This is a genomic window from Bacillus sp. FSL M7-1345, from assembly GCF_038006985.1.
Taxonomy (GTDB): Bacteria; Bacillota; Bacilli; order Bacillales; family Bacillaceae_G; genus Bacillus_A; species Bacillus_A cereus_U.
In genome coordinates, this window is sequence record NZ_JBBOWG010000001.1 from 3,152,480 (window position 1) to 3,164,903 (window position 12,424).

Sequence of the window (12,424 nt, forward strand, 5' to 3'; positions counted from 1 at the left end):
TCCCCCTTTTCAATCGATATTTTCGATTGATTCCATCGAAATAATCTTCTTTGTCTATTGATATTTGTATTGTATGATAAAGAACATCTACAAACAATATAAATGGAGGTATTCCATATGAAAGCACTTTGTTTCGAACAGTTTGGAAATGCTGATGTACTACAATATAAAGAAATAGCTGATCCCATCATAAATCCAAACGAAATTCTTGTTCGCATGCAAGCAATCGGTTTAAATTTCGCTGATATTTATAGACGCCGCGGCGATTATCATCTCGCTGGTAACCCGCCTTATATATTAGGTTATGAAGGGGCTGGTATTGTTGAAAAAGTAGGAGCTGAAGTTACTACTATCAATCCCGGAGACCGCATTTCATTTGCTGACGTTCCATTCTCAAATGCAGAATTAGTTGCCGTTCCATCTGAAAAAGCAATTCCACTTCCAGATTCTATTTCTTTTGAGATAGCCTCTTCAGTATTATTGCAAGGTCTAACAGCACATTATTTAACGAAAGATAGCTATCAAATAAAACAGGGTGATATAGCTTTAGTACATGCCGCAGCTGGTGGTGTTGGTCAGCTTCTCATCCAAATGATTAAACTACAGGGCGGAACAGTAATCGGTCTTACATCATCAAAAGAAAAAGCACAGGTAGCTACGTTAGCTGGTGCCGATCACGTATTTTTATATACCGAAGCATGGCATACGAATGTACTTGAAATAACTAATGACGCTGGCGTAAATGTTGTGTATGAATCAGTAGGTTCTACATTAGAAGAAAGCTTTAAAGCGACTAAAATTGGTGGTACTGTCGTATTTTACGGAATGGCCGGTGGTAATCCTGCGCCAGTTGATCCACGTATGCTTATGGATACTTCGAAAACTTTAACTGGCGGAGACCTTTGGAATGTACTTATATCTTACGAAGAGCGAAAAGAACGTTCCTCTCAACTATTCGAATGGATTGCGAATGGAAAATTAAACATCGCGAGTCCTACTACATTCTCTTTACAAGATGGTGCTCTTGCACATGAATTATTAGAGAGCCGTAAAAGTACTGGGAAGATTTTATTAATCCCATGATTCATCTAACTAAAACAGGAAGCTAGATTTTGCTAGCTTCCTGTTCTTATTTCTATTTGAGATATTATTATATTTCCACACTTTCTTTTCCTTTTTCAACATAACTCATATCTCCAACCGATTCGACTGTATACTTCCCATCTTGATATGCAATTTTCGTTACACTTGCATTTTTCACTCCGAGTTTTGTTTTACTGCGATCCAGCATTTCTATTAATGCAGTAATCAGAAGTCCATGAGCTACAACTAAAACGTTGCCTCCACCATTTTCAGCAGCTTCTTCACTAATCCTATTAATTTCTTTTTTTATACGAGTAGAAAATACTGCCCAATCTTCTGCCTGTTTTGTAGGGTCTGCTGCTCTAATCAGATTAATAACTTCTTCAATAGAATACTTCATGAGTTCGTCTGGTGATGTAACACCTGCAGCTTTTCCGATAGCATCCCACATAATTTCAACTTTTTCGCCTTCAAAAGTGCCAAAGTTCAATTCACGTAAATCTTTTCTTGTCTCAAGTTTTAACTTTGATTGCTCATTATATTTTAATACTAAATTAGCAGTTTCAATCGCTCGACCGCTATCACTACTATATACACTAGTAAAATGAGTATCTTTTAATCCCATTCCTAGATTCGCGGCAACTTCAACACCTTTTTCTACTAACGGAGAATCCGCCCAACCTTGCACGCGATGATTCGCATTTAATATTGTTTTACCGTGTCTTGTAACATATAACGTAACTAATTTCCCATTACTATCTGTTTCTCGCGTCTTCATCATATTCTCTCCCTTTACATTTCTATATCAATCTTATCATCTCAATTATCCATCGCGCAAAATATACGTAAGTAGATCTGCTTACTAAAAAACGCTATCTTTCTGTACATCCCTACAAAAAGATAGCATTTTTTATGATTACATTTCTTAATCGGTACTTTTATTCAGAAAAAGCTTCCGAATACTGAACAACCCCTTCAACACCTTGAAGAGCATTCTCTCTAAGTTCCATCACCATAAACACTTCATCTGGCACTTCAAATGGTGCTTTTATATTCCAATCACTTGCTTTCTTAAAACCAAATTTCGGATAGTACTCTGGATGCCCTAATACTACAACTGATCCATATCCAAGTTCTTTCGCTTTTTCTAGCGCCGCTACGATAAGTTTGCCACCAATTCCTTTTTTCTGATGGCCTGGAGCAACTGATACTGGTGCCAGTGCTAATGAATCTACAGTAGTCCCGTCTTGTTCTATTGTAATTTTGGATAACATAATGTGCCCGACTATTTCCTCATCTACCGCAACGATTGATAACGCTGGAACAAATGCGTCACATTCTCTAATACGTTTTACAAGTTCATGTTCTTTTTTATCACTAAATTCTTCATTTAAAAACGCTTCTTTTACAACTTCTTCAGTCTTACTATAATCATTTTGTTGTTCTTGTCTAATCTTTATCACTTTATATTACCCTCTATTCTTTCTAATTTCTTTTTCAATTTTACGAAGCGCTTTTTTCGATCCGCGCTCAATATCGTGTTGCATTTTTCTTTCTTTATAATCGACAAATAGTGTATTTAAATCATATCCTTCTGGGTATAATTCTTTCGCCGCTACCTCTAAAGTAATACGTTTTACATTCACTTCAACGAATTCACCGTTATAATATACAACGACATTATAGAAATTATCTTTTTCCTTATAGATGATACCAAAATCATCATGATCCAATAAATTCACACGGTCACCGATTTTATATTCATAGTCATTTTCTCTTTTTTCTTGCACGAATTTCGGTTTTCTAATTTTGCTTTCATTCACTTTTTCTATAGCGTATTCTTTATTTCCCATATACTCTTTCGCTCTTTGCAGTACATGTTCTTTTACATTCATTTTATTTGCAATCCAAAGTGCATTACTTTCACCAGATTTACCGATCACTAATTTATAAAGAGGCTCCAATGTCTCACTATTAAATTGCATTGCTGCGTTCATAAAATCACCATGCATTTCTGAAAATCGTTTAATTTCTCCGTAATGCGTACTCGCAATTGTAATACATCCCGTTAGATAAAATTCTTCTAAAATAGATATCGCAAGCGCCGCACCTTCATTTGGTTCTGTGCCGCTTCCTATTTCGTCAAATAGTAGTAACGTATTATTATTTGACATCCTCATAATTTCAGACAGATTTTTCATATGAGATGAAAATGTACTTAGTGCATTTTCAATACTTTGATTATCACCTATATCTACAAACACATTTTCGAAAATAGCAATTTCTGTTTCTTTATCTCCAGCAATGTGCAAACCTGACATTGTCGCTAATGTTAACAATCCTATTGTTTTTAACACAATCGTTTTCCCGCCCGCATTCGGCCCGGTAATAATTAAACTACGGTAGTTTTGACCGATTTCAAAGTTTAATGGTACTACTTTTCCACTTAAAAGCGGATGCTTACAATTCACTAAATGAATGTGACCATGATCGTTTAACTTCGGTTCTATTCCATCGATACTTTTACTAAACTTCGCTTTCGCAAATACCATGTCATATTGACTAATCAGTTCCATATTAATTTTTATATGATAAATATTTTCTAATATCATTCCTGATAAAGTCGCTAAAATTTGATACTCTTCCATCGCTTCTTCTGCTTTCCAACTTGCTAGTTCCGCATTTAATTTTGTAACCGTATGTGGTTCTATAAATACAGTAGAACCTTTTGCAGATGCTTCCACAATACTTCCTGCAACTTGATTTTTATAGGTAGATTTGATTGGAATCGTATAGCGATCATCTTTTTTACTAATAAAGAATTCCTGAATATATTTCTTATTTGCACTATTATTTAAAAACTTCGTTAAACGTTCTTTTATTTTTCCATCTACAGAATCAATGTTATTTCGAATTCGTTTTAACTCTTTACTAGCCGCTGCATCAATGCTATTTCCTTTAATTGAAAAGTTAATTTCCTCTTCAATACTTTTAAATTCAGTCATTGAATTTGCATAAGAAGCTAATACTGGCGCAAAAAATTCTTTATCTAGCATAAACTTTTTAATCTTTCGACACCCACGTAAAAAGTCTGAAACGCTCACTAACTCTGCTGGATCTAAAATCATCCCTTTTTCTAATTTTTGAATTGTACTAGCGATATTGGATATTCCGAAAAAAGGCACATGCCCTTCTGCATCTACTATAGCTCGTGCTTCTGTCGTTTCATTTAAGCGATTTCTCACTACTTTTATACTCGTACTCGGCTCTAATTTATTTAATAATTCCTTACCTAAACCACTTACACAATAAGATTTCACTATTTCCATTAATTCGTTATATTGTAACTTTTCAAAAGTCATCGTATTCATTTTGTTTCTCCTCACTATGATTGATTTCTATCATCAATGAAGATACCTACTCATTAGATTCCAATGAATTCTATATTATTCAATTACCATTTTTATACATTAAAAACATATACAAAAAAGCTGCGGGGATACCGCAGCTTTTACATTTACAAGGCAAGTGTAATAACGTATAAGGAAATAAGCCATCTAAAAAGTATATGGCAATCCCTATTATTACAAGCTTTATAAAGTATTGTAGGTATCTTCATAGGTTTCGAAATAAATCCATGACAAAATTAGGGGTATGATGTACATAAAAATCCCCTGGTCTTATCCGATTTATTTCATTAAATTTTTCCTATTTAGTACCTACCGCACTCACAAAAAGCACCTCTCATTAATTTATATTTTATGTTCATTGAAATCTAATTTATTGAAATCATCATACTATATGTTTTGTAAGAAGTAAAGGTGTCATACTTTAATAACTATGCAGAATGTAAAAAAAGAAGAGGAAAACTTATATTTTAGTCTGCCCCTTCTTTTTCATCACCAATTTACTGTTGAACATATATGGAAACTGAGCCTCCATTTACATGGAACTGCCCCCATCCGTCCTTATTAATTGTTACAGTATTTGTTTGATTACCCGTAATATCGTACCATACTTCCCCAGCGTTATTCTTTCCAACATCCATCCACTTTGATCCTCCTGGTCCATCAGAGATTAATGTCGCTAAACCAGAATTAGCATGTACACCATCGCCTTCTCTTGTCCAGCCAATCACATCTGGATGGTCTAAATAATCACGCTGCGTACCATATGCAAAGTTTTTTCGTGCCGTCAAAATCGGATCAATTTTATCTTTTAACGCTGGAATTTCATAACTACTCTTTCCGCTTGTCCCATAGTAATCACCATAAAAAACTGAAGGATAGCCCTCTGCACGTGTTAAAATAAATGCATATGCCAGCGGTTTAAACCACGGACTTACTACAGATTCCAATGACTGCCCAGGCTGTGAATCATGATTCTCAACGAGAGTAACTGCGAGTGCAGGGTGATTTTTCATTACTGTTCCATTTAAAATATTTCTCATATCATAATTCCCATTTCCTGTTGAAGCATAATGAAAATTATAATGAAGCGGTGCATCGAACACAGATTGATTATAATTGACTTTCGCCAAATAATTATTTAAGGCCTTAATGTCATTTTGCCAATATTCAGCCACTGTAAACATTTCTTTCCCCGTTTGCTGTCTGACATGATTTACCCAATCGCGTAAATATTCATGATCAATATGTTTAACAGCATCTAAACGAAAGCCATCTAAATTTAATTCATTCGCATACCACGTTCCCCAATTTTTCATCTCCTTCACAACATCAGGATGATCAAAATCAAGATCTGCATACATCAAATAATCATAATTCCCATTCTCGCTAGACACTTCCCAGTCCCACGCTTTACCTATACCCCTAAATTTATAAATTCGATTTAATTTCCTTCCTTCATCCCAATCCGTTCCGTCAAAATGATACCATTTCCATTTGAAATTAGAATAAGAATCTCCGCGTCCTGGAAAGTTAAACCCCGTCCATGCATTAATTTCATAATCACCTGACACTTCAATATTTCGATTGTTTCGGTCTACCTCTACAGCTGTTACGGTTTCAGTATAATCAGCCCCACCTTTATGATTCATAACTACATCACCATACACATCTATGCTTTGCTTATGTAAAGCTTCAATTGCAGATTTCAACTGTGCTTTTGTCCCATATTTCGTCCGCACCGTTCCTTTTTGATTGAATTCCCCCAAATCATATAAATCATACGCTCCATATCCTACATCATTTTGTGAAGTCCCTTTATATGCAGGTGGTATCCATACAGATGTAATTCCTTTATGGGCTAAATTTTCAGCATCAGAACGCAAACGATTCCAATGATTCCCATCATTCGGAGCGTACCACTCAAAATACTGCATTAATGTTCCATTGTTTATCGTTGCTGCTTCCGCCTTATTCCCCTCATATATATTAGGAAAAAGTAAAATAAACAATAAACAGACTACCATAATCCTTTTCAACATATTTACACCATCCCCTTCAAGAAAACGTTTGCATAATTTATTAAAATTATTATAATATTCGTTCTACAGTTAGTAAAGTAGTAATCTTTTAATCTCTCACATTATTTTTCATGTAACTTCACATATTCCACAAGTATCTCAACATAGTTTAAAATTCACATCTTACTCAATTTTGTTTACAATTTACCTATAAAAGCATAACGGAGGGATTTCAATGACAGACTTTCAAAGACAATTTTTCGCACGATTAAATATAAAGAATAAAGAAATAGTTTCTTTTAAAGATTTACCTAACATTATGTATGCAATGTCACAATCTGTCCCTTTTGAAAACTTAAATATTCTCGAAAACAACTTTAAAGAAATATCAAAAGAAAATCTAAAAGAAAAAATTTTAATAAACAACCGTGGCGGCCTTTGTTATGAATTGAATCCGACTATGTATTACTTCCTTAAAGACTCTAAATTCGATGTTCATCTCGTTTCAGGAACAGTTTATAACAATGCAAACTCTATATGGGCTGTGGATTCTGGACATATCGCAACAGTTTTAAAATATCATAATGAACTTTACTTAATTGAAGTAGGTTTCGGATCATATTTACCCCTTTCCCCTGTTCCTTTCTCAGGTGAGATCGTTCATTCTGTAACAGGCGACTATCGTATTCGTAAAGAAACGACTGAAAAAGGTAATTATATTTTAGAAATGCGTAAAAGCAATGAGTTTCTAGATCAATCTTCTACTAATGATTGGACAGTAGGTTATGCATTTCACTTGGAAGAAGTAAATGTGGAAAAAGCAAATGCAGCACAAAAAATTATCGTTGAACATGAGGATTCCCCTTTTAATAAAGTACCTCTTATTGTAAAACTGACTGAAAATGGGCATGCCTCTTTAACGAAAGATAGCCTTACAATAGCGAAAAACGGTAAAAAAACGAAAGAAACAGTTACAGAAGAGCAATATAAAAATCTTTTACATTCAACGTTTGGCATTACATTAAACTTTTAAAGCCTCGCCATTTCCGGCAAGGCTTTTTATTTTCCAGCAGGGATTTTTTGCAATTTGTTGTATTTCATAGTTATATAGGAACATAACTACATATTTAGAAAGGAAATGATTATGACAGAACTTAAAGATCGACTACAAGTAGCTGATAAAGAAAAATGGAATTTAACGGACATTTACCATACAATTGAAGATTGGGAAAGCGACTTTCATAAAATTGAAGTATTAACGAATGAACTACACAAGTTTAACGGAAATATTCACGATGGCAATAGTTTATTAGCTTATTTAACAAAGAGTGAAGAAATATCTAGCATAATATCTTTAATGTTCGCTTATGCAAGACTACAATCTGATCTTGATACACGCGATACTGACGCTCAATCCCTTGTCGATAAAGTATCACAATTACACGTGAAAGTAAGTGCGGCTAAATCTTTCTTTTCCCCATTCTTGCTTAGTGTAGATGAAAACACATTACATTCTTACATAGAAGAAACAGAAGGCTTACACTATTATAAAGAAGACTTATTCGAATTATACCGCTATAAAAAACACGTTTTGAATAAAGACCAAGAAGAGATTTTATCACAAATGGGTGAAGCACTCTCCTCCCCGCAGCATACATTTGGCATGTTAAATAATGCAGATATAATTTTTGGTGAAGTGACTACTGATGATGGAGAAAAAGTAAACTTAACACGTGGAATGTATTCAAAGTTAATAGAAGATGAGAATCGTGAGAAACGTAAAGAAGCTTATAAAGCTTATTACAAGCCATATATTCAGTTGAAAAACTCTATCGCTTCTACTTTGTCCGCAGCTATTAAAAATAATGTTACTGTTTCAAAGCTACGAAAATATCCATCAGCTTTAGAAAAATCATTATTTGGCGACATGGTTCCGAAAGAAGTATATGAAAATTTAATCGATACGACGAAAAAAAACATTCAATCATTACATACGTATAATGAACTTAGAAAAGAAAAATTAAATGTAGATGAACTAAGACAATACGACTTGAGTGTTGATTTAGTAAAAGGTGTAAAACAAGACATTCCATACGACGAAGCGTTTGATATAATGATCACGTCACTAGCTCCTTTAGGTGAAGAATATATCGAAACATTAAAAAGCTTTAAAGATAAACGATATATAGACGTGAGAGAAACACCAGGAAAACGTTCTGGCGCTTATAATTTTGGTGTATACGGTGTTCATCCTTTCATTCTTTTAAATCATCACGATGATTTAAATAGCCTTTTCACCCTTACTCATGAATGTGGTCACGGAATGCATACGCATTACTCACACGGATACCAGCCAAGAATTTCTGCACATTATTCCATTTTTGTCGCAGAAGTCGCTTCTACCGTAAATGAAGTGTTATTAATTCACTATTTATTAAAAGAAGCGAAAGAAACGAACGTACGTAATCATTTAATTAACTACTTTATCGATAGCTTTAAAGGTACCTTCTTTACACAAATCATGTTTGCAGAATTTGAAAAAAACACACATGAAATGGCCGAGCAAGGTAAACCATTAAATGCCCAAGTCTTTAGCGAAATTTATGAAAAGCTATTTAGAGAATATAACGGTGATTCACTTATGTTTGATGAAGAAGTAAAATATGGATGGTCTAGAATCCCTCATTTCTATCGTCCATTTTACGTGTACAAATACGCAACGGGATTCGCCTCTGCCATTCAAATCGCCGATAAATTATTAAGCGGTGATCCAAATGCACAGAAAAACTATATTGAATTCCTTAAAGGTGGAAGTTCTGACTATCCATTAAACCTACTGAAAAAAGCTGGTGTTGATTTAACTACACCAGAGCCAATTGAAAGTGCATTGAATCGATTCACCCAACTTGTTGAAGAGTTTTCAGCATTATAGAAAGCAGCATGCAGAGTTATGCTCTGCATGCTTTTTTCATTTGAATCACTTTATTCTAAATGCTGCTGCGTCACACAATGAATCATACCACCATACGCATACAATTCGTTTACATAAACACCAACAACTCTTCTACCTGGAAATTGCCCTTCAATAATTTGAAGCCCTAACTTATCATGTTCATCACCGTATATAGGAACCAATATAACTTCATTGCCAATATAAAAATTCAAATACGAACCTTTACAGTCTGCCTCTTTTACCACTTTTCTTGTTACCGGTACTGGAATGAGTTGAAATGGATTTCCATCTATATTTCTCGCTTTTCGCAATTCTTGATAATGCTTTTCGTGCGCCTCTAAAAGGTACGACTCTCCTTCCCCAAAAGGATCATATTCATAAAGAATCGTATTTTCATTTACAAAACGCGCTGCCCCATCAATATGGTAATCCGTATCTTCATCATAATTATCCTCACCGCGAATACCAGTTATCCATATGAAATTCGTTACTCCCAAGTACTTCGTTAACTCCATTTCAATCTCTTCCTGACTTAGTGTGGGATTTCGATTTTCATTTATAATAGAAGTTTTTGCCGCCATTAAGGTTCCATTTCCGTTTATCTCTATTCCTCCACCTTCTAGACAGACACTTGATTCAACTTTTGGAATGCTATACATTTCACTTATTTTCTCTGGAATAACAGCGTCTTTTTCATGCGGGTATTTATTCCCCCAACCATTGAAAATCCAATGTGTTAATGAAAAATCCTCTTCCTTATTTTTCACAAAAATAGGCCCATTATCTCTGATCCAAATATCATCAGTTTCTTGAATTAAGAAATCAATTTTAACCATATTCACTTTCGCTTCAATTAACTTCGATTGGACATGTGCTTTTTCTTCTTCATCGTATACAACAATATGCACATTTTCTCCATAATGAAGCTCCTTTGCCATCGTTACCCAAATATCATCTAACTTAGCTCTGTAACCTTCACCTCTATGGGTTCTGTCATGAGGCCATTGAAGCCATGTCCCCTCATGTTTTTCCCATTCTGCAGGCATATAAAACAAACTATTTTCCATATTTCTCATACATGTTCACCCCTTCTTCGAATGTAAGTTCAGTCTAAACTTTGACATCGTGTTAAGGTCAACAGAAATATATTCATTTACTTGTGGCAACCAAATAAGATTACTCGCTATTTCTCCTTGTGATACACTACTTCTCCTTGTAAAACCGTCACTAAAACTTTCGCATTCGGAATCTTATCGGCACTCATTTTAGTAATATCTTCATTTAGTAATACCATATCAGCTGATTTCCCTACTTCAATCGAGCCAGTAATGTTATCAAGACCTAATGCTTTGGCTGGCTTAATTGTATAAGCATCAATAGCTGCATGTACATCGGATAAGCCTTTCTCATCAATACTTAATGCATTCGAAATCGTCACAAGTGGATTCAGTTCATTTACATCCCAATCACTACTAAGCGATACATTTGCTCCTGTTTTCCAAATTCGCCCTAACGGCATAATTCGTTTCATCTGTTGATCTGAAAAATACGTACTTGCCCAGCTTTGTTTAGGATCTTCCGCAAAATCATGACCTACTTGAAAATCAGCGCTAATACCTAATTTAGCAAAACGATTTATATCACTATCTTCTACCATTTCCACGTGCGTGAGCGTATACGGCTGGTTTGCCCCTTCTTTTTTTCGCAGCTTCAATTGCATTTAAACTCTCTCTTACCCCGCCGTCTCCAATCGCGTGAATCAATGCACCATAACCAATTTTATTAAGTTCAGTCAACCACCATTTCATTTTTTCTTCTGGAATATAGTTCAAACCATATGGAGTTCCTTTAAACCACTCAAACTTATATTTTTCTAATATTTTAGCTGTACTATTAATACTAATTCCATCACTATACATTTTCACTTGATTTATAAGCATTCGGGATGACAAATCATCACGTTTAATTTTTTTGAAATACTCCATTTGTTCTGCTTCATTTAAATTCGGATATACCCATGGACGAAGTACTACTCGTGACGTTAGCTTTTTTTCATCATAAACTTTATTCCAAACATCTAACCAGCCTCGCTTCCAATAGAGACGTCCATCACCGACTGTAGTAATACCATTCTTCGCAACCTCATCTAATCCGTCCAACAAACCTTCATAGTTTTTTTCAAAGAGGTTCGGCTGGGAATTCCATGCTTTTTCCATCACGATATCTCCAGCTGTATCATAAAGAATCCCAAACGGTTCTCCTGTCTCTGGATCTCGAATGATTCTTCCGCCTTGCGGATCTTTCGTATCTTTATTTATCCCAGCTAACTCCAATGCTTTCGAGTTAACCCATACAGAATGAGAGGTTCTTTCCATAATTAATACTGGATTATTAGGAAATAACTCATTTAGAACTTGTAATGGAGTTTGTTGTTCTGTTTTTTCGTCCATATCTTTTAACAGCTCTTCTAAACTAAATCCAGTTCCGCTTATCCATTCCCCTTCTTTTACATCTTTTTTACACGCTTTTAAATACGAGCGTTGTTCTTGCAGCGAAGCATCTGGTGAGACACTACAATTCCCTGCTGCTGGTGATTTCGCTTCAAATATATGATTATGATTGTCCACAAAACCAGGGAGGATAAAACGCCCTTGTAAATCCATCACTTTCGTATCTTCATTTATAAATCCCTCTACATCCTTGTTTGAACCAACAAATGTAATTTTCCCTTCTTTAACGGCTACAGCCTCTACGATGTCTTGCTTTCCATTTGAAGTATAGATTGTACCATTTTTAAATACTACATTCTTCGGCAACTGATTAGGTAGAACAGAGCTACCATTCTCACCTTCTCCTACTTCAGGAGTACACGCTGAGATCCATACCATACTAAGAATTAGACAAATAAGTAAAATTTTTCTTTTCATATTCTTTCCCCTTTTTATTATGATAAATTGCTT

At 34.8% G+C, this 12,424-nt stretch carries 8 protein-coding genes and 1 pseudogene; 3 read left to right on the top strand and 6 right to left on the bottom strand.

Annotated elements, in window-relative coordinates; translation table 11 throughout:
* The first annotated feature begins 117 nt into the window (after positions 1-117).
* Positions 118-1,083, top strand: a complete 966-nt coding sequence (locus MHB76_RS16470; protein ID WP_078174126.1) for a quinone oxidoreductase family protein — start codon at positions 118-120, stop codon at positions 1,081-1,083.
* Positions 1,084-1,150: 67 nt separating this feature from the next.
* Here the strand turns inward: MHB76_RS16470 and MHB76_RS16475 are convergent, their stop codons facing one another.
* The 4 genes from MHB76_RS16475 to amyS form a co-directional block, all read right to left on the bottom strand.
* On the bottom strand, positions 1,151-1,861 hold the full coding sequence (locus MHB76_RS16475; protein WP_078174127.1) for a histidine phosphatase family protein: 711 nt from the start codon (positions 1,859-1,861) through the stop codon (positions 1,151-1,153).
* A 160-nt stretch (positions 1,862-2,021) separates the two neighbouring features.
* Complete coding sequence (locus MHB76_RS16480; RefSeq protein ID WP_078174128.1) at positions 2,022-2,546, bottom strand: GNAT family N-acetyltransferase; 525 nt, start codon at positions 2,544-2,546, stop codon at positions 2,022-2,024.
* Positions 2,547-2,552: 6 nt separating this feature from the next.
* A complete protein-coding gene (locus tag MHB76_RS16485; RefSeq protein ID WP_078174129.1) occupies positions 2,553-4,454 on the bottom strand; it encodes an endonuclease MutS2 in 1,902 nt (633 codons plus the stop codon).
* Positions 4,455-4,990: 536 nt separating this feature from the next.
* On the bottom strand, positions 4,991-6,532 hold the full coding sequence (gene amyS, locus MHB76_RS16490) for an alpha-amylase (RefSeq protein WP_078174130.1): 1,542 nt from the start codon (positions 6,530-6,532) through the stop codon (positions 4,991-4,993).
* A 214-nt stretch (positions 6,533-6,746) separates the two neighbouring features.
* Between amyS and MHB76_RS16495 the strand changes: the two genes are divergently transcribed.
* Both MHB76_RS16495 and pepF read left to right on the top strand, forming a co-directional pair.
* Positions 6,747-7,544 carry an arylamine N-acetyltransferase family protein gene (locus tag MHB76_RS16495; protein WP_078174131.1) on the top strand — a complete coding sequence of 266 codons (798 nt, stop codon included), beginning with the start codon at positions 6,747-6,749 and terminating at the stop codon, positions 7,542-7,544.
* A gap of 111 nt (positions 7,545-7,655) precedes the next feature.
* Positions 7,656-9,443 (top strand): oligoendopeptidase F, encoded by a 1,788-nt coding sequence (gene pepF / locus MHB76_RS16500; protein WP_078174132.1) that lies wholly within the window; start codon positions 7,656-7,658, stop codon positions 9,441-9,443.
* Positions 9,444-9,493: 50 nt separating this feature from the next.
* Here the strand turns inward: pepF and MHB76_RS16505 are convergent, their stop codons facing one another.
* Positions 9,494-10,540 carry an agmatine deiminase family protein gene (locus MHB76_RS16505; protein ID WP_078174133.1) on the bottom strand — a complete coding sequence of 349 codons (1,047 nt, stop codon included), beginning with the start codon at positions 10,538-10,540 and terminating at the stop codon, positions 9,494-9,496.
* A 107-nt stretch (positions 10,541-10,647) separates the two neighbouring features.
* A pseudogene (locus MHB76_RS16510) lies at positions 10,648-12,391 on the bottom strand (amidohydrolase).
* Positions 12,392-12,424 lie beyond the last annotated feature (33 nt).